24 protein-coding genes and 3 tRNA genes are annotated in these 20526 nt (G+C 65.8%); 7 read left to right on the top strand and 20 right to left on the bottom strand.

The window, feature by feature from the left end:
- Window positions 1-26: 26 nt before the first annotated feature.
- The 5 genes from D514_RS20860 to D514_RS20840 form a co-directional block, all read right to left on the bottom strand.
- Window positions 27-392 (bottom strand): hypothetical protein, encoded by a 366-nt coding sequence (locus D514_RS20860; protein ID WP_017828202.1) that lies wholly within the window; start codon window positions 390-392, stop codon window positions 27-29.
- Window positions 389-1012, bottom strand: a complete 624-nt coding sequence (locus tag D514_RS20855; protein ID WP_017828201.1) for an Asp23/Gls24 family envelope stress response protein — start codon at window positions 1010-1012, stop codon at window positions 389-391. The genes D514_RS20860 and D514_RS20855 overlap by 4 nt, the downstream gene beginning before the upstream one ends.
- A complete protein-coding gene (locus D514_RS20850) occupies window positions 1009-1575 on the bottom strand; it encodes an RNA polymerase sigma factor (RefSeq protein WP_017828200.1) in 567 nt (188 codons plus the stop codon). The genes D514_RS20855 and D514_RS20850 overlap by 4 nt, the downstream gene beginning before the upstream one ends.
- Window positions 1576-1697: 122 nt before the next feature.
- A complete protein-coding gene (locus D514_RS20845) occupies window positions 1698-1871 on the bottom strand; it encodes a CsbD family protein (protein WP_017828199.1) in 174 nt (57 codons plus the stop codon).
- A gap of 62 nt (window positions 1872-1933) precedes the next feature.
- Window positions 1934-2383: an Asp23/Gls24 family envelope stress response protein gene (locus D514_RS20840; RefSeq protein ID WP_236610892.1), complete on the bottom strand. Its 450-nt coding sequence runs from the start codon at window positions 2381-2383 to the stop codon at window positions 1934-1936.
- Window positions 2384-2562: 179 nt separating this feature from the next.
- Here D514_RS20840 and D514_RS20835 point away from each other — a divergent pair, with 179 nt between their 5' ends.
- From D514_RS20835 to D514_RS20820, 4 genes are all read left to right on the top strand, one after another.
- Window positions 2563-3192, top strand: coding sequence for a TetR/AcrR family transcriptional regulator (locus D514_RS20835; protein WP_051056532.1), 630 nt, complete (start codon window positions 2563-2565; stop codon window positions 3190-3192).
- Window positions 3193-4875, top strand: coding sequence for an MDR family MFS transporter (locus D514_RS20830; RefSeq protein WP_017828196.1), 1683 nt, complete (start codon window positions 3193-3195; stop codon window positions 4873-4875). It abuts the gene before it with no gap.
- Between the two features lie 104 nt (window positions 4876-4979).
- On the top strand, window positions 4980-5282 hold the full coding sequence (locus tag D514_RS20825; RefSeq protein WP_236610891.1) for a hypothetical protein: 303 nt from the start codon (window positions 4980-4982) through the stop codon (window positions 5280-5282).
- 106 nt (window positions 5283-5388) lie between these two features.
- Window positions 5389-6213, top strand: coding sequence for a CPBP family intramembrane glutamic endopeptidase (locus D514_RS20820; protein WP_017828194.1), 825 nt, complete (start codon window positions 5389-5391; stop codon window positions 6211-6213).
- A 32-nt stretch (window positions 6214-6245) separates the two neighbouring features.
- Here the strand turns inward: D514_RS20820 and D514_RS20815 are convergent, their stop codons facing one another.
- Entirely contained in the window at window positions 6246-7310 is a 1065-nt protein-coding gene (locus D514_RS20815) for a zinc-binding alcohol dehydrogenase family protein (protein WP_201764746.1), read from the bottom strand.
- Window positions 7311-7390: 80 nt separating this feature from the next.
- Window positions 7391-7726 carry an L-rhamnose mutarotase gene (locus D514_RS20810; RefSeq protein WP_017828192.1) on the bottom strand — a complete coding sequence of 112 codons (336 nt, stop codon included), beginning with the start codon at window positions 7724-7726 and terminating at the stop codon, window positions 7391-7393.
- 138 nt (window positions 7727-7864) lie between these two features.
- On the opposite strand from D514_RS20810, the gene D514_RS20805 reads away from it, so the two are divergent.
- Window positions 7865-8077, top strand: a complete 213-nt coding sequence (locus D514_RS20805; protein WP_017828191.1) for a hypothetical protein — start codon at window positions 7865-7867, stop codon at window positions 8075-8077.
- Window positions 8078-8312: 235 nt separating this feature from the next.
- Here the strand turns inward: D514_RS20805 and D514_RS20800 are convergent, their stop codons facing one another.
- From D514_RS20800 to D514_RS20795, 3 genes are read right to left on the bottom strand one after another with little or no spacing between them, the layout of a single operon-like run.
- Window positions 8313-10277 carry a DUF3732 domain-containing protein gene (locus D514_RS20800; protein WP_017828190.1) on the bottom strand — a complete coding sequence of 655 codons (1965 nt, stop codon included), beginning with the start codon at window positions 10275-10277 and terminating at the stop codon, window positions 8313-8315.
- Between the two features lie 4 nt (window positions 10278-10281).
- The gene (locus D514_RS38620; protein ID WP_186004801.1) at window positions 10282-10773 is read right to left on the bottom strand and encodes a three component ABC system middle component; all 492 of its coding nucleotides are present in this window, start codon (window positions 10771-10773) and stop codon (window positions 10282-10284) included.
- Window positions 10774-10802: 29 nt separating this feature from the next.
- Window positions 10803-11984 (bottom strand): ABC-three component system protein, encoded by a 1182-nt coding sequence (locus tag D514_RS20795; RefSeq protein ID WP_031205345.1) that lies wholly within the window; start codon window positions 11982-11984, stop codon window positions 10803-10805.
- A gap of 271 nt (window positions 11985-12255) precedes the next feature.
- On the opposite strand from D514_RS20795, the gene D514_RS20790 reads away from it, so the two are divergent.
- Complete coding sequence (locus tag D514_RS20790) at window positions 12256-12792, top strand: hypothetical protein (RefSeq protein ID WP_017828188.1); 537 nt, start codon at window positions 12256-12258, stop codon at window positions 12790-12792.
- Window positions 12793-13006: 214 nt separating this feature from the next.
- Here the strand turns inward: D514_RS20790 and D514_RS20785 are convergent.
- The 10 genes from D514_RS20785 to D514_RS20740 all read right to left on the bottom strand — a co-directional run bounded on the left by D514_RS20785 (window position 13007) and on the right by D514_RS20740 (window position 19849).
- Window positions 13007-13080: transfer RNA gene (locus tag D514_RS20785), tRNA-Met, on the bottom strand.
- A gap of 35 nt (window positions 13081-13115) precedes the next feature.
- Window positions 13116-13187, bottom strand: a tRNA-Thr gene (locus D514_RS20780).
- Between the two features lie 68 nt (window positions 13188-13255).
- Window positions 13256-14542, bottom strand: a complete 1287-nt coding sequence (locus D514_RS20775; protein WP_017828187.1) for a M23 family metallopeptidase — start codon at window positions 14540-14542, stop codon at window positions 13256-13258.
- Window positions 14543-14663: 121 nt separating this feature from the next.
- A complete protein-coding gene (locus tag D514_RS20770) occupies window positions 14664-15458 on the bottom strand; it encodes an inositol monophosphatase family protein (RefSeq protein WP_017828186.1) in 795 nt (264 codons plus the stop codon).
- Window positions 15455-16534: a hypothetical protein gene (locus D514_RS20765; RefSeq protein ID WP_144052906.1), complete on the bottom strand. Its 1080-nt coding sequence runs from the start codon at window positions 16532-16534 to the stop codon at window positions 15455-15457. The genes D514_RS20770 and D514_RS20765 overlap by 4 nt, the downstream gene beginning before the upstream one ends.
- 59 nt (window positions 16535-16593) lie before the next feature.
- Window positions 16594-17394: an enoyl-CoA hydratase/isomerase family protein gene (locus D514_RS20760; protein ID WP_017828185.1), complete on the bottom strand. Its 801-nt coding sequence runs from the start codon at window positions 17392-17394 to the stop codon at window positions 16594-16596.
- A 46-nt stretch (window positions 17395-17440) separates the two neighbouring features.
- Entirely contained in the window at window positions 17441-17932 is a 492-nt protein-coding gene (locus tag D514_RS20755; protein ID WP_017828184.1) for an FBP domain-containing protein, read from the bottom strand.
- A gap of 39 nt (window positions 17933-17971) precedes the next feature.
- The gene (locus D514_RS20750; RefSeq protein ID WP_017828183.1) at window positions 17972-18607 is read right to left on the bottom strand and encodes a hypothetical protein; all 636 of its coding nucleotides are present in this window, start codon (window positions 18605-18607) and stop codon (window positions 17972-17974) included.
- A 141-nt stretch (window positions 18608-18748) separates the two neighbouring features.
- Window positions 18749-18833 (bottom strand) — tRNA-Tyr (locus D514_RS20745).
- A gap of 86 nt (window positions 18834-18919) precedes the next feature.
- Window positions 18920-19849 carry a PfkB family carbohydrate kinase gene (locus D514_RS20740; RefSeq protein WP_017828182.1) on the bottom strand — a complete coding sequence of 310 codons (930 nt, stop codon included), beginning with the start codon at window positions 19847-19849 and terminating at the stop codon, window positions 18920-18922.
- Between the two features lie 86 nt (window positions 19850-19935).
- Here D514_RS20740 and D514_RS20735 point away from each other — a divergent pair, with 86 nt between their 5' ends.
- Window positions 19936-20523, top strand: coding sequence for a hypothetical protein (locus D514_RS20735; RefSeq protein WP_017828181.1), 588 nt, complete (start codon window positions 19936-19938; stop codon window positions 20521-20523).
- Window positions 20524-20526 lie beyond the last annotated feature (3 nt).

Here is a 20526-nt window from a genome sequence, read left to right as displayed (position 1 = left end):
GGCACTCGGTGGTCGTAGGCACGGGTTCAGGAACCCACGTGCGCCTGCCCGTACGCGCCGGCCTGCACGTGCGCGACCGTGAGCGTGATGCTCTCCCGCCGTATGCCGCGCGCCCCGAGCAATGCATCGATGGCCGCGTGCACAGCGCGGAGGATCTCTGCCGACTTCGCGCCGGAGTCCACACCGATCGTCGCCTCCACGGCCACCCCGTCGCCCGCGGCAACCACCGACACGATCGGCTCGTCGTCCTTGCGCACGCCGATCGCCTCGGCGCCTGCGCGCAGCAGGTTGGAGATCAGGGAACCCGATCGGTAGACGCTGCGAACGCCGGGTGTCGATCGCAGCGTCGCCTCGATCGCCGCGGCGAGCTCGTCGCGCTCCTCCGCCCTCATCGGCTCTCTCCCGCCCACGACGACACCTCCCGGACGTCCTTGATCGCGATGTCGATCGCGATCACGTTCAACTCGGTATGCGCGCGAAGGCCTCGATCGACCTCGGCCCGCAACTCGTCGGCGACCTTCGGAATCGACTGACCGTGCAGAGCGCTCGCGTCGATCTCGATCCGGATCGGCGCACCCGCCTGCGTCACGTCCCCGTCGAGTCGACAGCGCCCGACGAGGAGTCCCGGCACGGCGTTCTCCGCCGAGCGGATGAGGCCGCGCACCGCTCCCTCGGTGATCGCGAGATCCAGGTGCGGATCCGGCGACTCGAAGGGGATGCGGCGTCCGGCGCGCGCATCCATCGCGATGCCGCTGAGGATGCGATCGACCCAGTTCTCGTCGACCGGGGGTTCGGCTGCGGCCTCTGCGGCGATGAGCTCAGCACCGAGCCCCTGCAGCCGTTCCAGTGCGTCCAGCGCCAGCTGACAGCCGGGCGACTCGTCGATCGAGCGATCGGTGGGCTGTCGCCCCGCGTCGAGATAGTCGGTGAGCTCGTCGAGCGTGTGCCCGTCGAGATCGGTCGGTTCCAGGCCGAGCCGGCGGACTTCACGAGTCTCTCTCTCGTCGGTCATCGCCACTCCTCCATCCGTACGATCATGTATTTTCGGGCCCGCGCGAGCAGGCCGCGCGCGGTCGAGACGGGGATGTCGAGCTCCTCGGAGATCTCCTCGTAGGAGTAGCCGCCGATCTCCCGCAGCACCCAGCATTCGCGCTGCGCGTCCGGCAGCTCTCGAAGCGCTGCCCCCAGCGCGGCGACGCCCGCACGCGCCTCGACGACCGCGGTCGGTGAGGCATGCAGCGGAGCCGGACGCTCGATCGAATCGATGTCGACGGCCGGGCGGATCGCGCGGATGCGATCCACGGCCTTCCGGCTCACGATCCTCATCAGCCAGCTCTTGACCTTGGCCGGATCCTCGAGTTCGCCGAACCGCTGCCAGGCGGTGACGAAGGATTCCTGCACGATGTCGTCCACATCAGCGGATGCATTCAGCATCCGCTGCGTGTATGCGCGCATCATGGGCGTGTACCTGCGCACCAGCACCGCGAAGGCCTCGACGTCACCATCCATCGCGCGTCCGGCGACGATGCCGTCGTCCGCGTGTTCGAGCGCTGTGCGAAAGCGTTCGTCTTCCATCTACCCCACCCCTCGATCCGATCCCCTGAGGGATTCGGAACAGATGCCCCACTGGATCGGATCATCGTTCACCCACCTGTGAGTGATCGGGGAGAGGCCGTGCGGGCCTCTCCCCCGCATCGTCACTTCTTGAACGCATCCTTCACGTTCTCGGCGGCATCGCGGACGTTGCCCTTGGCCTGTTCCGCCTTGCCCTCGGCGACGAGCTTGTCGTCGTCGATGACCTTGCCGACGGTCTCCTTCGCCTTGCCGGCGATCTTCTCGGCTGCGGCCTTGATCTTGTCTTCAGCGCTCATGGCTTCTCCTTCTCCTTCTCCACCGACCCCGCGTCTCGGGGCCGAGTCCTCGACGAGGCGGCTTAAGCCGTCGGTGCCTCGTCCGTGTCTGCGGTGTCGCCTTCGTCGTCCGAGGGGACGTGCACGTCGTCGATGGTGACGTTGACCTCGACCACTCCCGCCCCGACCAGATCGACCATGTCCCGGTGGATTGCGGCGCGGACGTCGTCCGCGACCTTCTGGAGCGCGACGGGGTACTCGGCGACGATCGTCACGTCGACGGTGATCTGTGCTTCGCCGACCGCGACGCTGATCCCCTGCGAGAGGTCGGTCGTGTTGAGCGCGTCCCGAATCGCGCCCACCATGCGTGCGGCGCCCCCGCCGAGCGCATGGACTCCGCTGACGTCACGCGCAGCGATGCCGGCGATCTTCGCGACCACCGCATCCTCGATCGTGGTCGTCCCCACCGCAGCCCCCTGCGGCGGGGTGACGACCTGAATCTCGGGCTGAGTGCCACCTGTCGTGTTCGTCATCGTGAGCTCCTTCTTCCTCATGCCGCTCGCAGTGCGAAGCGCAGGTCGCGGTCGGCGACGCCACCACTAGGACGTATACCGAACGGCAGATGTCACAGATCCGTCGAAAGAAATCTCCGGACCGCCCGGACGGAGCACTCACGGTGCACTCAAAGGTTGAGAGTGCAATATTGCACTCCATGAGAGAACGTGCAGATTCCTTGCGAGAGCAGCGCAAGCGAGAGACGTCCCGCGCCCTCACCGACGCCGCGCGACGACTGACGACGGAGAAGGGGTTCGCCGGGTTCACGATCGAAGAGGTGTGCGCCGAGGTGGGAGTCTCCCGACGCACGTTCTTCAACTACTTCGAGAGCAAGGAGAGCGCGGTCTTCGGGTTCGCGACGATCGACTCGTCCCAGGAGGCGCTCGAGGAGGAGTTCGCCGCCCGACGCGGAGATCTGCTCGACGACTTCCTCCGGTTGACGCTCCGCCGCTTCGACCTGTTCGACCCGGTCGAGGACGCCCCGGCGATGTTCGCCGTGATCGAGCAGGAGCCGCGGCTGCTCAAGGCCGCCTTCGAGCATCTCGCGAAGAACGAGAGGCGCGATGTGGGGCTGATCCTCCGGAGAACGGCCGAAGCCGATCGCACCGCCGACGCCCCCGACGCCCAGCTGCGGGCCGAGGTGGTCGTGCACACCGTCGGCGCGCTCGTGCGCATGAGTATGGACGAGCTGCTGCATCGCCAGTCGACCGAGCCGTTCGCCGATCTCCTCACCCGACGCCTCGACGTCGCCCGCTCGCTCTACGCACCGTCACAGAAAGCGCACTGAATGTCCGCCACCGCCACGAAGGACGCCCCCTTCCTGCTCACGAAGCGCCGCATCTGGATCATCTTCAGCGCCCTCATCGCGGGCATGCTGCTCTCCAGCCTCGACCAGACCATCGTGTCCACCGCCATGCCGACGATCGTCGGGCAGCTCGGCGGTGTCGACCACCAGGTGTGGATCACCACCGCCTATCTCCTGGCCACCACGATCGTGATGCCCATCTACGGCAAGTTCGGCGACGTACTGGGTCGACGCACGCTGTTCCTCATCGCGATCGCTCTGTTCACCCTGGCCTCGATCGGCTGCGCATTCGCCACCGACTTCTGGATGTTCGTCGTCTTCCGCGCTCTGCAGGGCCTCGGCGGTGGCGGCCTGATGATCCTGTCCCAGGCGATCATCGCCGACATCGTCCCTGCCAACGAGCGCGGCAAGTACATGGGGCCGCTCGGTGCGGTCTTCGGGCTGTCCGCCGTCGCCGGCCCGCTCCTCGGCGGCTACTTCGTCGACCACCTGACCTGGCAGTGGGCGTTCTACATCAACATCCCCGTCGGGATCGCGGCATTCATCATCGCGCTGGTCGCACTCAAGCTGCCGAGCAAGAAGGCCGAGAAGCCGATCGACATCTTCGGCGTCATCTTCCTCTCGATCGCGACCACGTGCCTGATCTTCTTCACGGACTTCGGCGGAGACAAGGAATTCGGTTGGGACTCGCTCGCGACCTGGTCCTGGGGCGCCGGGCTGGTCGTCGCCGCGACCGCCTTCGTGATCACCGAATCGCGGGTTCAGGACCCGATCATCCCGCTGAGCCTGTTCCGCAACCCGATCTTCGTCAACGCCACCGCGATCGGGCTGGTGCTCGGAATCGGGATGTTCGCGGCGATCGGCTTCGTACCGACGTTCCTGCAGATGTCCTCCGGCACATCTGCAGCGGAATCCGGACTGCTGATGATCCCGATGATGGTGGGCCTCATGGGCACCTCGATCTTCTCCGGCATCGCGATCTCGAAGACCGGCAAGTACAGGCTCTATCCGATCCTCGGCACCATCATCACCGGCATCGCCATGGTCTCGATGACCACCCTGTCGGCGTCGACGCCGATCTGGCTGATCTGCGTGTTCCTGTTCGTGTTCGGCGCCGGGCTCGGCCTCATCATGCAGGTCGTCGTCCTCGTCGTGCAGAACGCGGTCCCCGCCGGCGAGATCGGCACGGCGACGAGCACGAACAACTACTTCCGCGAGGTGGGGGCGTCTCTGGGAACCGCGGTGTTCGGGACGATCTTCACCACACGTCTGACCGAGAACCTGCTCGGCGTCTTCGCCGACGCCGGCGCCTCCCCCGAAGCCGCCTCCGAGGCCGCATCGACCATCGATCCGTCGACCCTCAACTCGCTGCCGGACGAAGTACGGGAGGGCATCGTCACCGCCTACGCGGACGCTCTCGCGCCGGTCTTCTGGTACCTCGTGCCGTTCGTCGTGCTCGCGCTGCTGCTCTCGTTGTTCCTCAAGCAGATCCCGCTGTCGGATCAGGCAGGACTCGTCGCACGCGGCGAAGCCGTCAGTGGCGACGAGGCCGAGAGGTTGGAGGCCGCACAGCGCGGGGTCGGGCGCGCAGACGGCATCTCGGCGACCGCCGTGGCGGCCGATGCCGACCCGACGGACACCGACACCACACCGCGCACGAGCTGAGAAGGGCGGCCCCTGCCCCGACGTGGGCAGGGGCCGCCGTCTGTCAAGGGGCTCCCGTTCCGGGCGTGGATCCCGCATTCTTCACGGTGGGGACAGCGAGGAGAATGATGGAGCACGATCCTGATCGCAGGTTCACGCTGGTCGAGGTCAGCGCGACCGACTGGACCATCCACGATCTGCAGTACCCGGAGAACGACCACCGCCGCGTCGTCTGCACGATCTTCGAGGACGCCCCGACCGAGGTCGAGGTCCTGTGGCGCCGCGACCTGCCGCTCGCGTTGCGCTATTCCTCGGCCGCCGACGTTCTCGAGGCCGTGCGTAGGTTCCAGGACAGCTCCCGCGCCACACGTCCGATCCCGATCCCCCACCTGCCCCCGGCGCGTGGCCCGAGGGGGTTGCGCGGGTGAGCCGTGCGACACTCGCCGGATCCTCCGGATGGACGCTGACCGCCGTGGTGCGTCAAACTGACGGGTAGTCGGCCGCCCCCACCCGCCGACGGTCTGGAGCCTCCCCATGTCGACCCCCGCAGACACGTCCCCCTGGAAGAGGTTCTGGGAGAAGGGCGGCTGGTCGCGTGCGCTCGTCCTCGCGGCCGTGTACTTCGTGCTCTATGACCTGCTCTCGCTCGCGTTCACTCCCCTCGCTCTTCAGCTCGACGATCCGACCGGCGCCGCCGCGGTCGTCGTGTACTACGTCCTGCCGCTCGTCGTCGGCGGCCTGCTGCTCGTCGGCTTCATCGCGTCGGTCGGGTGGTGGCGCGATGTCCTCGGTCCGCAGCCGATCCGAGGACGCGGATGGATGTGGATCGCAATCGTGGTCGTGCTCCTGTTCAACATCCTGCGCTTCGCCACGATCGATTACGGCGATGTCGGGTTCGACGTCGTGGCCAGTTGGCTGCTGGCCGGACTCCTCATCGGATTCGCCGAAGAGGTGCTCACCCGGGGGCTGGTCGTGAACCTCGCCCGCAAGGCCGGATACCGAGAGATCGTCGTCGCGGTGCTCTCGGCTGCCGTGTTCGCCGGCCTGCACGCCGGGAACCTCCTGAACGGGCAGTCGGTGTTCGCGACCGCGTTCCAGCTCGTGTACACCTTCGCGTTCGGCATCCTGATGTACCTCGCGCTCCGGGTCACCGGGACGATCCTCGCGCCGATCCTGCTGCACGCCAGCACCGATCCGAGCATCTTCCTGCAGACCGCGCACCCTGCCGAAGGCGCTCTCACCGCGTTCGCCGGCTTCGGGAATATCGTCGTCATCGTCGCTGCGGCCGTGCTGATCTTCTTCATCCGCGGCCGGGTGGGCGACGCCGACCCCTCCTTCGTCGAGGACCGCGCCGCCTGACGGATGCCGAGCGGCCGCGGTCCCCACGATCCTCAGGCCGATCGATTCCCCTCGGGCCAGTCGGTGACGACGACCTTGCCGATGGTGCGGGAGGCCTCGACGATCTCGTGCGCCTGACGCATGGTCGCCGCATCCAGCGGCGTGAGGTGGGTCGTCACGGTCGTGCGCAGCGTGCCGTCGTCCACTAGCGCGGCGACGGCCTCCAGCAGATCGTGCTGGTAGTGGTCGGCGGGGTCGGTGACGGGCCTGGTGAACATGAGCTCCCAGTGCCAGGTCACGCTCTTCGCCTTGAGCGCGTCGATGCTGCCACCGGTCTCGTCGATGGAGACGACCTGCCCGCGAGGACGGATGACGTCGGCGATCGCCCGGACGTTGCCGGGGGTGAATGACGTGAACACGTAGTCGACGCCGGCGGGAGCGATCGCCGAGACCTCGGAGGCGAAGTCGCGGCCGACGACGTGGTCGGCCCCCATCTGCCGCACCCACTCCGCGGTCTCCGGCCGGGAGGCCACCGCGATGACCTCGAGACGCGTGAGGGCCTTCGCGAGCTGGATGATCAGCGAGCCGACGCCGCCTGCGGCCCCGATCACGAGGAGCACGCCCTCGCTCTCCCGGGTGAGCGCGAGCCGGTCGAAGAGACTCTCCCACGCAGTGATGACGGTGAGCGGCAGAGCGGCCGTCTCGGCGACCGAGAGAGTGCGTGGGGCATGCCCGACGATGTTCTCGTTCACGAGATGGAACCGGGCGTTGGTGCCGGGGCGGTCGATCTGACCCGCGTAGTACACACGGTCCCCCACCGCGAAGCGCGTGGCCTCATCGCCGACGGCCACCACGACTCCCGCCGCGTCGTACCCGAGGACCCGGGGCTCCCCCGTGGTTGGGGCTCCAGCACGCACCTTCACATCCACGGGGTTCACCGAGACACCCTGCACCTCGACGAGCACATCACGGCCCGCAGGCCTCGGTACGGGGAGGACGATATCGCTGAGCGCGTCGGGGGCCGACACGGGACGGCTGCCGCGGGCGCCGATCGCGGGCATCCGCTCAGGGAGGGACAGCGGGGTGGAAGAGGACTCCGGAAGGTTCGTGGTTGCCATGCGCGCCACGCTATCCGAAGCCCTCTAGTTACCCGCAAGCGCTCCTAGTATCCAAAAGATACTGATGGGTGGCGCGGATCTCAGCCTTCGGAACTCCGCTGCGTCGACAGCGCCCACACCTGCTCGATCGGAGTGAACCCGTCTTCCCCGTCAGGCCCGTGGAACCCGTCGACGAAACGGCCGATGTCGGCTTGCCACGCATCGTTCGCCGGCGAGGCGTTGACTACCCGCATGGCCGCGTCGAAGTCCTCGCACTCGACGATGTGGAAGAGGTTGCGACCGGAGCGCCAGATGGTCCAATCCTCGATCCCGGCGACCCCGAACAGGTCCCGCAGCCCATCGGGGACGCGGGCATGGTGGGTCCGGTAGTCGTCGATCGCACCTTCTGCGATCACCGAGTGCAGTGCGATGCGCATGCCGCTCCTTGTTCGTTCTCAATCGATTCCCCTGCCACGATAGGCCCCCCGCCGGTCTGCCGCGGGCGGGCGCGCGACACCACCGACACGCCCCGGCACCTGCGGGAGGTGTCGGAACACCGTCGTAGCCTCGAGGGCATGACTGTCGAGTACCTCGGGGTCGTCGTGTCGTCCATGTGGCTGACCGTCGCCATCCTCGCCGGCGGATTCGCCCGGACGCGCAACAGGTCCGCGTGGGCGTGGTTCCTTCTGACGCTCCTGTTCGGCCCGATCGCCGCTTTTCTGCTCGTCGTGTGGCCTCCCGTCGCGAGAGCGCCCAGGGCACAGCCCTCGCACTCGCCCGCGGAATAGGTCGCAGGTCGCCGGGAAAAACTCCGCCGGAAGCAGAAAAACCCCGGCGAACCGGGGTTTTCATCTGTAGCAGGAGCGGGGCTTGAACCCGCGACCTCACGATTATGAGTTAGATTCCGTGGGCTGACGAGTACTTGTTGGTCGCCGTTTGCCGCGTGATTCCGCGGGAGAGGTCACAGTTGGTCGCGGCTGAGTGAGGGTGGTTTCAGCAGAGCTACCGGCACAGAACCGGCACTCAGTACTCTTCAACCCAATCGGCAGGCACAAGCGCATCTCCGCGCCAGTTGTAGGCGATTGAGTCCTGGAACCACGGCTCTTCCGTTAGATCGACGTGATCGCTGACGATCACTTGGAAGTCTGGCGCGAGCTCCTGCACGAAGTCGTGCAGCAACCTAAACATGCGCGTGACCGATTCATGATCTTCGTCTGCCGGCACGCCGGTTTCCTCGATCTCGTCTCTAACAACCTTGGGCTTCGACTCGTAAAACACCTGTGTTGGCTGATCGAGCATCAGTATTCGAGGAACGGACGCGTTCTGTTCCACGAACGTTTTGTGGAGCGCCAGATGGGTAGCAAGATGATACCCGAGCCAGTTTGCCCCGGAGCCCAACGACGACAGCTGAACAGGGCCTTCTGGCGTGTCAGTCGCCACTGTTAGCTTTGCCAAATCTAGGCGCACACTCTCCTCGGAGTTCTCGAGGTTCAGTTCTTGGGCGAGCTTGGTCATCTTCCGCCCCAAGGAGATGAGCGCTGACATCAGCCGCTCACGGGCAGCGTCATCATCCAGTTCGCGTTCCAAAGCTTCGACTCGATACCGCGCGGTCGCGGCCGCCTCACGCAATTGGTCAATGCCGAGATCCCGACGCATCGCTAAACGACCAACGGTCGCATCGATACGCCCGCGTACAAATTGCTGCCTCTTGGCATCGACTACCGGTCCATCCAGCGTCGTCGCAGCTTCGGTTGCGGCCAAAGCCTCCTCGACAGCAGTCAGACGCTCACGAGCTTCTTGAATCTCTACACCGAGCTCAGACAGCGCCCGCTCTCGTCCGGGTTGCACCGACGCCATCGTTTCGAGCTCGTTGGAGAGGTCCTTGAGACGAGAGGTTAGCTGGCTGACTGTGGGATCAGCGTCCGCGAGTGTCTGATTGCAGACGGGACAAATGTCAGCAATCGTATCGTGCGGAGCAGGTATGAGCTCCACGCTTCGAAGACGTTGGAGTTGCTGAGCGATCGCTGCTTCGTAGCTGCCCTCAGTCGCGGTTGACTCCAAGAGCGCACTTCGGTCGTCAAGAAGGCGACCAATGTCCGCACGAAGTCGAAGTCGTTCTGACCTCAGCTTGCGGTGATGGTCCTGGGTTCGGAGGTCAATATTCGGCTCAGCGTCTACAGGTGCAGCAGTTAGCACACCTTGCAAGACCTCCACGGCAATCTCGGTGGTCGGCGCCCTGTCCACATCAACGAGTCCAGCCGCGAATGCTTCAGCTAGGAGTGATTGCATCTGGCTGTCATGCTCGGATGCCTCGGCTTCGGCCGCTTCGAGCGCAATCTCTGATCGTCGTAGCAGGCGTCTTGCTGCGCGAAGCTGCTGGTGCTTCTCTGCATGGTCACCCTTGACGGCCCCAAGGAAGAACGGCAATGAGTCCTTGATCGAATCCCGCATCCCAGACTCGTCCTGGCGGTGGAACAGGAGCGACTTGTTAGCAATCTCGTTCTGCGTCTGGAAGAGAAAGATCGCTGCCTGACCGAGGCCAACCTTGAACGGGGTCTTCGTCGACCCTTCAGGCGGACTGAGGCGTGCACCGTCGATGCCGAGTCTCGCGGAGATCTGATCGCGCATACTGTTCGAATCCGTGTTCGCCCATAGGTCCTCGAAGGCTGGCAAGCCAAGCTCAGGCCCGCCGAGCTGCAACATAGCTTGAGTAATCGAGCTGTTGCCGGGCTTAATCTTTGGGCGCGCGAGCATCGCCCGTGAGCCGTCGGCAAACTCCCACAGCGTCGAATACCATGCGACCGAACGGAACACCTTCGTCCGCGGAATCGGAGCGTCGTCGCGCCCGAGGCAGAAGTCAACAATGTCCAGAAGCGCGCTCTTTCCAGTTTTCGAGAACCCGGTCACGATGTTCAGGCTTCCGGGTTTGAAGTCGACGGGACGACGACGACCATCCGAGTGGTACAGAGCGAGACTGATCAGTTGCACAGCATCATGGTGTCACACCAAACAGCGCATACAGGGTTGCGGGAGATCCAGCCGCTGCAAACCAACGTCCAAGAAAGGCTGCTCGCTGGATGATGTAAGCAAGCTCTGCGTCGCGATCCTTGTCTAGCTTCCAGGCCGACCGACCACGCAATCGATCGCCCTCAACCACTTCGAGCGATCCAGCGCGGAGCGCGTAACGCAAGCCCTCTCTCGTGTAGGGACGCATGCTCACAACACGCTTGGGAAGTGAAGCCAGCAGCGCACTGTTCTCAGTGACCCACTTTGATGCGTACGAGTTGATACGGATCGGCAAAGCTTCTCGCGTGTCGCGATGCAACGCCATCGGCGCTGCAAGAAACACAAGCTCCCAGGGCATGCAATCGCCCGATTCGTTCTCGTACATCTCAGTCGCGGCTACGAGGATTGTTGCGACAAACGCAGGGTTGATCATGTTTGCGGTGACCCACGATCGGTTCTCCCAGTTCGCGAGTTCCATAGTCGAGGGGCCACTAGAGGCGTTGGCCATTAGTCGTTCCCTATCGTCAGGGCCTGGACGAGTTCTTCAAAATCTGGGTGCCAGCCCTTCCTGCACCCGTCCGCCAACTCGTGACGGATGCCCCGCGCATAGAACTCCTCCGTATAGCGCGGACGCACTTGCACCGCAGTCGAATCCCGCAGACGTCGATACAGCGCAGCGCCGGCCTTTTTCTTGTCGCCCTCGCTGGCCTCCTCAGGCAGATCCTGCATCATGTCGTCAAATGCGAGCTCCCATTCGTCCATTAACGCGTCCTTGAACTCATCAAATTCAGACATCTCTAGGAGATTTCGATCTACCCAGTGGGTCGTCTGCGTCACCGCGCGATGGAAATCAGCCACCGCACGCTTGAGCGCCACCGGTGTGGCATCAATCCAGTACAGCTGGGTCACAAACGCTCGTTCCCCGTACTGATCCATGACATCAGTACCGTCGACACGAGGAACCGTGGTGACAAGGTTGTCGGGGTGGAACCCGTCCCGTATGTCATCGAGCTTCGCCTTGAGCTCATCTGCGCGTATTGACCTGCGCGCCTTGCGCAACAGATCGATCGCGACTCCCATCCACCATGAGTCCAGCACAGCGAGAAAATCGGCGGTACGCCCCTGTGGAGCAGCAAACCAGAGGGCGTCTTCGAGGGCAGCGTCTAGCTGTTCGATCGGTAGATGGCCGTCGAGCACGTAGGTGCGCTGGACGATTCCTATCCGGTCAGCATCTGAGAGTCTGAGCCATTGTGCCCGCGCAGCGGACGTGTGGTGTTTCTCCTTGGAGCTTTTTGCGGCTTCATCTAGGAGCTCCACCGCTTTGGCGACATTTCGTCCGTCGCGTCGAAGGTACGACGCCGCCATACCCACGGGCGCAATGGCGGTGGTCACGATCGACAGATCCGGTCCGCTGACATCACGAAGTTGCGGGTCATCCATCCACACCTTCAGCGTCCGCCAAACGTCAGCACTCTTGTCCGTCAGTGAACCGTTGGAGTGCTTGTGGTGCTTTAGCTGAAGGAGCGCTTGGGGATCCCCTCCCGAGTCCTCCCACGCTACGTCGTCGAACTTCTCCAGCGTAAGCGCCATGTCTGGCCGTTCGCGTGCCCCGCGCAGCAACTCTAGTAGTGCCCAGCGAACTTGGTACAGGTAACCTATTGCGCTGCTTGAAGCATCATGCGAAACCATGGCTCCTCCAATCGGCGCTGGCCGGTGTGCGCTTGATTATGGTGGTTGCTTCGGACATTAGATCGCAATAGGCCGCGGCCATGGAAGCGCCTTGCCGAGGAGCGCCCGGACCGCAGCGAAGCGAGGACCGGACGCACCGCAGGCGGCGCGGTCGGCCGGAGGCCGGCCTTGAAAGAGCAAAGAAAGTTCTCACAGCTCCCGACTCCGTAGGTATCAACAAGTCGCGCATGCCGCCACGAGCAAGGTCAGACTTGCAGTCTACGGTTGAAGTGTGAGCTTCCGCCCTGCTGACCGCGTCTACGTCGATGAGTCGAAGGCGCGAGGCTACTACGTCGTTGCGACCGCCTCTGTGGTCGGAGATGTGCAAGCCTCTGATCGGGCGCTGCGAGATCTCCTCAAGCCCGGCCAGCGACGCATCCACTTCAAGAGTGAGAGTGACAGTCGACGCCGCCAGATCCTCTCGCGCATGTGCGGTCTCGACGTCCGCGTGTCCGTGTGGGTCGTCAAGCAGCGGTCAGACAAAGAGTCGCGGCCACTGACCCTCGGCGCACTCGCCGAAGCAGCCGTGAGCGCTGGAGTAGCGCAGCTGATCATCGAACGAGATGAGTCCCTCGAACGTGCCGATCGACGTCTGATCGCCGATGCGATCCGCCGTGCTGGATCATCGGAGATGCAGTATCGGCATGTCGCGCCGCACGAGCATCCGCTGCTCTGGGTGAGTGATGCCGTCGCCTGGTGCTACTCGAACGGCGGTGACTGGATCCGTCGCGTCGATGCGATCGTGGAGTCCCGGGTCACCCGGCTCTAGAAACACGTGAGCCTGGCTCGTCTACCGTCCGGAAGACTGCCAGGCTCCGAGGGCTACTGCCCGCCGTACTATAAGTGTACCTCGGCGGATCCATGACGGGCCAGTGCGATCTGTTCTCGACGCCTCAACCGGCACAAGCCCGGCACAGCCGCCACCGTGCCAGTACGTCGCCCGCACATGACAAAACCCCCGGAATCCCAGGGGTTTTGATCTGTAGCAGGAGCGGGGCTTGAACCCGCGACCTCACGATTATGAGTCGTGCGCTCTAACCAGCTGAGCTACCCTGCCGCGAGGCATCCGTCCGCGTGAGAAGAATGCTTGCGAGCCCCGAGTCAGGATTGAACTGACGACCCCTTCCTTACCATGGAAGTGCTCTGCCACTGAGCTATCGGGGCGTGCTGCCCCTCGCGGGGCAACCGTACGAGAATACCATCACTGTGGCGTCCTCATGAAATCGAGCCGGTCAGTACGACGTTCGACCGGCATTCTCCTTGAGCCACGGCATCGGGTCGATGGTCGATCCGTTGACGATGAGCTCGAAGTGCAGGTGCGCGCCGTAGGAACGGCCCGTGTTGCCGGTCTTGCCGACGACGGTGCCGACCTTCACCGTGTCGCCGGCCTTGACGTTGAGGGAGCCGTACTGCATGTGCGAGTAGTGGCTCGTGATGACCTGACCGTCGATGACGTGGTCGATGTAGACGGTGACACCGAAGGCGCCGCCCTGCTCGGTCGCGATGCGCACCGTGCCGTCGGCGATCGCCTGAATGGGGGCCCCGTCGCCGGGCACGAAGTCGATGCCTTCGTGGAGGCGGCCGCTGCGCATGCCGTACCCGTAGCTCATACCCACGCCGACGAGGAACGGCCACTGGATCGCGGCGTCCGGGTCGTTCGTGAAGATCTCACCCGAGTAGTTGATGCCCTGTTCTGCCGCGACCTCGGCGAGCGAGACCGTGCTGAAGTCATCGGCGCGAGTGAGCGATTCGCTCTCGACACCGGACGGGGCGACGAAAGCCTGGATCTCGTCGTCGGCGGCGTCCTTCGCGGCGGCCGCGGAGGAGGAGACCAACGACATCGATGCCGCCGAGGCTCCCTGAACGCCGGCAACGGCCTCCGCGGGGAGCGTCATGGACACCGCGAGGAGACCGGCGAGGCTCATCACGCCGACGGTCGCGCCGAACGTGACGGCCTTACGGATGCTGCGAGGACGACGAGGCGCCACGTGCGCGGAAGCGACAGGCTCGTCGCTCGCCCCCTGCTCCGGCTGCGACGGGTCGGCGGCGGCGGAAACCCTCGGAACCGAACCGGTGGTGCGGAAGGCGCGGGATGCGCGCTCGAAAGCATCGACCTCGTCGTCATTCCCGGAAACGGCATACGGGGCGTCTTCGGGAGAAGCTGAGGGTTCGATCGGCTCGGAAGGCTCTTCAGCTTCGACGTCGGCTTCGACGAGCTCGAAGGTCTCGTCGACGTTCTCGGCCGCGACGGGCACGGCGGGAACATCGGCGATGATCGGCTCGGGGCTCGCCGCCGTGAAGGGCTCGATCAGCGCTTCGGCCGCGACCTCGTCGGGCGCCTGGCGCTGACGGGCGGCGCGTCGGGAAAGAGGAGCGACGGCAGCGAGGGCGATAACGGTGGACTCCGCGGCAGAAATGGGTGCCGTCGGTCCCGCCGCGGGGGCCTCAGAGGCCGCAGTGCGGAGTCGGCTGGACCGGCGCGTGGGCGCAGAGGCAGCCTGGGAATTCTCGAAGGGCAAAGCGTTTCTCTCGGTCGTGCGTCAAGCTCGGGGGGCGCAAACTTTGACTTTCACCTTCGGGTGGCGAAAGTAACGATCCCGTAAACCCTACCCTGACCAGGCTGGGAATGCCATGAATCGTTCACGGTTTCTCGTCGAGGATCGCGAGCATTCGGGCGTGCACATCGGGTCCACCCGCGATCAGCATCGGACGCGGGGAGTCGACGTCGATTCGCGAAACGACGCCACCCGCCTCCTCGACCAGGAGGGCGCCGGCGGCGAAGTCCCAGGGGCGGAGTCCTCGTTCGAAGTACCCGTCGAGCCGTCCGGCCGCGACGAACGCGAGGTCGAGCGCCGCAGCGCCCATGCGACGGAGGTCACGGGCCATCGGCATGACTCGGGCCACGGTCGCGATGTCCCCCTCGTGGGTGGCGGGGTCATAGCCGAACCCCGTCGCGAGCAGAGCGCCTGCCGGGGTCGCGGCGGTCACCGCGAGCCGGCTCCCGTTCACCCACGCGCCGTGGCCGCGGGCAGCCGTGAACGTCTCCCCCAGTGCTGGCGCGTTGACGGCCCCGGCGAGCGCTTCCCACGTCGCCGGGTCGGGTTCACCCCGGACGGCGGCGATGCTCACGTTGTACGCCGGGATGCCGTAGGCATAGTTGACGGTGCCGTCGATCGGATCGACGACCCAGGTGATCCCACTGCTGCCGACCTCGGCGCCCGACTCCTCGCCGAGGAACCCATCGTCGGCTCGTGCTGCACGAAGACGTGCGCGGATCAGCGCCTCGACCTCTCGGTCGGCTTCGGTGACGATGTCGGCCAGGGACGATTTGGTGGCCGCCAGGCGCACGCCCTCCTGTCGCCGTGTGCGCGCGAGTCGTCCGGCTTCCTCAGCGATCTCGGTGGCGAGTTCGCGGAGTTCGAGTTCGAGTGTCACTGTGCAGGGTGCTGCGGGGCGGGCGGAGGCGGCGGGAAGGCCGGCGACGACTCCTGAGGAGATGCCGTCGGCTGCGCGGCGGTCGGCGCCGGCGGCACCGGGTGCTCTCCGGAAGCGACGGGTGCAGGTACGACAGGCTGCGCGAACTGCGGGGCAGCCGGGAGCGGCGGGGCAGGCTGCGGGGGCAGGGGCTGGGGCGCGACCGGGAAGGCCGAGGCGGGAACCTGACCGAGGGCCTGCTGCGGAGCGACGGTCGGATACCCGGTGTAGTAGGCGTTCCAATCCGGAGTCGCGTCGGGAAGAGCAGGGAGCGGCGTGATGCCGTCTGCATAGGTGGGCCACGCCGGCGCCGCCGCCACCGCACGATCGGCAGGCGTCTTCTTCTTCGGCGCGAAGAGCGCGTTCAGCAGCGGGATCAGCGTCGTGCCGACGGCCACGAGGATCGTGAGCGCGACCACGATGCGCCAGTACAGCTCGCCGTACTCGAAGGTGTTCGGGAAGGCGAGGAAGAACACGAGCATGCCGACCAGGCCGACGAGGAACGTGACGGTGACGATGTAGATGACGCGCGTGAACGTCGTGACATGTCTCTGCGCGGCCGGAGTGAACAGGCGCACATGCAGCAGGGCGAGCTGGAGGATTCCGATGACGAGGAGCAGCTGGAAGAACCGCTCCGCGCCGAAGTAGAAGCCGTCCTCCGGCAGCCAGATCTTCACAGCACCGACGAGGAGAGCGACGATCCAGCTCACCATGCTCGCCAGCTGCAGCCAGTCGGGGCGATTCGGCGCAAGCCCTGCTTCGAGGATCGCGATCCCCGCGAAAGCCGCCAGCAGGAGGATCGTGAGGAAGGCCCGACCGATCAGACCGTCCTGATCTCCGACGAGCACCCAGACCACGCACACGAGAGCCGCAGCGATCAGAGCACCGATGGCGATCCACAGAGAGCCCCTGATGAGCAGCGACATGTTCTTCTTCTCACCCTGCGTCTGATGCGTGGTGATGTCCGGATGGGACATGGCGATCCTCTCGTCGAGCAGCGATGCCTTCATCCTGCCACGCGTGTCGACGGTTACCATGGCTCCCGCTCCATCCGGGGGAACCTCGCTCCTCCCCCGCGCCTGGGCAGGAGAGGTCGTCAGCCCGCCTTTTTCGCCGACGCCGCGGCGAAGGCCGCGACCCTGGCCTGCGCGTCGGGCGTCTCCAGAGCCGCACCGATCGAACGCGCCTCTTCGCTCAGCTGCTCGACGAAGGAGCGCTCGGGCTGGGAGCGCACCAACCGCTTCGCCTGACCGTAGGCCTCGGCAGCCCCTGCCAGCCAGAACCGCGCGATCTCCTCACCGCGTGCTCGCACGCTCTCCGCCTCGGAGACGGCGTCCGCGCCCTCGACTGCTTCGGCGACGAGCCCCCATTCCACGGCCTCCGCCGATGAGAGCAGTCGGTCCTGCAGCACGAGCTGCAGGGCGCGGCGCTGGCCCACGGCGCGGGCGAGTTGAGCGGAGACGGACAGATCCGGGGTCAGACCGATGTTCGCGTAGAGGCTGCCGAGCTTCGACCGTGAGCCGACGACGGCGTAGTCGCTGCACAGCAGGATGCCGAGGCCTCCGCCTGCGGTCGTGCCGTGGGCCGCCGCCACGACGGGCACTGCAGACTCCGTGAGCGAGCGGATACCGGAGTTGATGACCTCGGCGAGCGCGGTGATCTCCCCACCGGACGCCCCCATCGTCGTCGCCATGTCGATCACGTCGCCACCGGCGCAGAACGCGGGGCCGGCGGCATCGATGAGAATCGCCTTCACGTCGGCCCTCGAGGTCGCCTCGGCCGTCGCATCCTTCCAGGCGTGCGCCAGGTCGGCGTTGAAGGCGTTGAGGCGAGCGGGGCGGTTCAGCGTCAGCCGGGCCATTCCCTCTTCGACGGCGAACAGGATGGCATCACTCATGGCTTCTCCTTCGAGCGCAGGACGTGTGGGACCAGCGTAACCGCGATCAGACCCGCTCCCAGACCTGCGAGACGAAGCTCTCCATCCGCCGACGGGTGCCGTCCAGGCGGAAGTCGACCTGCCCCGGAGTGCGCACCTCGTTGGGCGCGAGCGGGTGGGCGAGGCGCACATTCTCGTGGCAGGAGAGGTCGGCGCACATGTAGGTGCCGAACGAGTCACCGCGCCTGCCCGCTTCACCGGCCCGACGTGCGGAGAGGAGCGCGACCTGGTTGCCGGGCTGCATCGTGTGGCAGATGTTGCACATGCCCGACCGGGCGCGGCCGGGCTCCGTCGCGCGCAGCACGATGCCGACCACCTCGTCGTCGTGAGGGATCACCACGTAACCTCGACGGCTCGCACCCGGATCCTGCCAGGCGAAGAAGTCGAGGTAGTCCCAATCGACGAGCAGGAAGTCGTGCGGCATCTCCATGAGGCGCAGTTCGTCGGCATCCGCATTGACGAACGATGCGCGGACGTCGGCTTCGGTGAGCGGTCGCATCGCTCCAGTCTATGAATCGTTCGCGGTCCCGGGGCCACGTCACATTTGCCGCGTCGTGACCATCCAGAACACGGTCTCGAACGTCTGGGCGACGAACACGGATGCCCAGACGGATGCAGCGAGAAGAACGACGACCTGGATCGCGATCGTCACCAGCAGCGGCGCCAGAGTCCGCCCTCCGCGTCGACGGATCACGACATGTCGGCCGATCACGTAGACGAGAGAGGACAGGAAGGTCCACACCCAGGGGAAGGGCCGGTCGAACCCTCTCGCGGTGAGTTGTCGGGCATCGAGGGCGGCGAACCAGACGGAAAGCCCGTAGATCACCCAGCCCGACAGCGTCAGGACCAGGTACCACGGCGTGAGGATGGCGTTGAGCTCCGCGGCGATGAGTCTCTCCACGTCGAGTGACGATGAGTCGTCCAGCGGCACGGCCGCAAGCATGTCGAACATTCCCTGCTGCATCTGCACGAGGTAGCCGATGGTGGCGATCGCGCTCAGCACGGGGAGGAGCACGATCAGCCACACCCACACCGTGGTCGTGCTCGTCCCCTCCGGGACCGAGGGGAACTCGGTCGATGGCGCTGCGACCGGAGAGTCCTCACCCCACCGGGAACCGTCCCACCACCGGGTCGCACCCTTGTCGTCGACATGCCAACCCGCGGGCGTGGTCACGAACGATCTCGGAGGTCGGGGCGAGCACAGGTCGTCGGTGGCATATGACCACCCTATTCACGGTGAAGGCTACCGAGACGAGAGAAGGCCCCCGCTGCGATCGCGTGGGCCTTCGAGCTCCGCAGTGTTCCGCGGAGGTGTTGGTGGCGAGTGAGGGATTCGAACCCCCGAATGCTGAGCAGTCTGATTTACAGTCAGATCCCTTTGGCCGCTTGGGTAACTCGCCAGAGCGCACCCGTCCGACTTGGACAGCCAACCGGGGGCACGAGAGACAAGCATACCTGCCGGAGGCGGGTGCAAGAAATCGAACGGTCAGCTGCCGTTCGCGCCGCGCCTGGAGTCCTCCAACGACTCGGGCGTCCGCAGCAGACCACCCTCGGCGCGACAGGTCGCGGCGGCGACGTCCATCGCGCGCAGCAGCAGTGCACGCCACTCCCCCAGGTCGGACGGAGACGCGGTGACCAGGCCCTCGGAAACCGCCGCGAGAGTCGCGTCCCCTGCGCCGACGGTATCGATCACGACACCGGGAAGCTGCGCGATGGGCGCAGAGACGATACCGGCATCCGCATCAATTGTGGCGCCATCGGCACCCGCGGTCGCAAGGACGGCAGCAGCGCCGAGGGCCCGCAGACGGACGCGCAGGGCGTCGAGGTCGCCGTCGTAGAGGATCGCCGCGTCATCCGCGCCGACTTTGACGATGGCGGCCGAAGCCGCGAGCCGCTCGAATCCGCGGACGAACTCCTCACGGTCGCTGAGCATTCCGGTGCGCGGGTTGGGGTCGACGGCAACGCGCGCGTCCGCCAGGGCATCGGTCAGGGCGTCGACCTCGACCGGCACATCGAAGGGGAAGCAGCTGATCGCGACGAGCCCGGCGTCGGCGATCGCCTGTCGAGCCTCGTCGGAGTACCGGATGCTGCGCTTCTGTGCGGCGTCGTTGAAGACGTACTGCGGCTCACCGTTCGCCGCGCGTTGCACGATCGCCCGCGAGGACCCGAGCGGGGCCTCACTCCCGATCAGCCTCACGCCGTGATCGGAAAGGTATTCGCGGATGTGCGCGCCGGCCTCGTCGTCTCCCACCATCGCGATCAGCGTCGTCACGACTCCCAGGCGCCGCAGTCCGACGGCGACGTTGAGTGCGGCACCGCCGACGAGCTCGCGCACCCCCGAATCGTCGCGGATCTCATCGATCAAGGCATCGCCGATCACGACCACGGAACCGGCGGAAGAAGTCTGGTTGCTCACCCGCCGACACTATCGCGGCACGGGGAGCCGACGGCAACACCGCGATCCTCTGTCATCCCGACACCGATGCGCAGTACGGTGTGGCCATGAAGCCCCGACTCACCGGCGCTGCCGCGGCACTCCTCCTCCTCGTCGCACTGACCGCCTGCACCCCGCAGACGGGCGGCGCGAGCGCTTCGCCGAGCCCGACAGGGAGCGAGACGGCCGACCCCGAGCAGACAGGCTCCCCATCGCCCAGCCCCACGCCGACCAGCGCCCCCGTCGCGCTCCCGACCGACTGCCGTGCGATCCTGTCGGACGCCGTCCTGGCCGAGCTCGGTGAGACACCGCTCAACGACGCCGCCTTCGGCCCTTCCGGCGTGGGCTCCGACGGCACTCTGACGTGCATCTGGGCCGACCCGGGCGCCGACACGACCGGTCTCACGACCACGATCTCCCGGATGAATCGCGGACCCGCGCTCGACATGTTGAACGCTCTCGCGAACGATGAGGGCTTCTCCTGCTTCACCCCGGACGGCGGCACGCGCTGTGAGAAGACGTGGCCCAATGCGCAGTACCCGGTGACCGACGGCCGCACCCTCTTCTGGCGGGAGGATGTGCTCATCGACACGCGCTACTCGAACCTGGCGCCGAGCGGGTACACCTCGAGCATCGTGGAGCACCTCTTCGACTGACCG

Source organism: Microbacterium sp. UCD-TDU, from assembly GCF_000340625.1.
Taxonomy (GTDB): domain Bacteria; phylum Actinomycetota; class Actinomycetes; order Actinomycetales; family Microbacteriaceae; genus Microbacterium; species Microbacterium maritypicum.
This window is presented reverse-complemented; position numbering and strand designations above follow the sequence as displayed.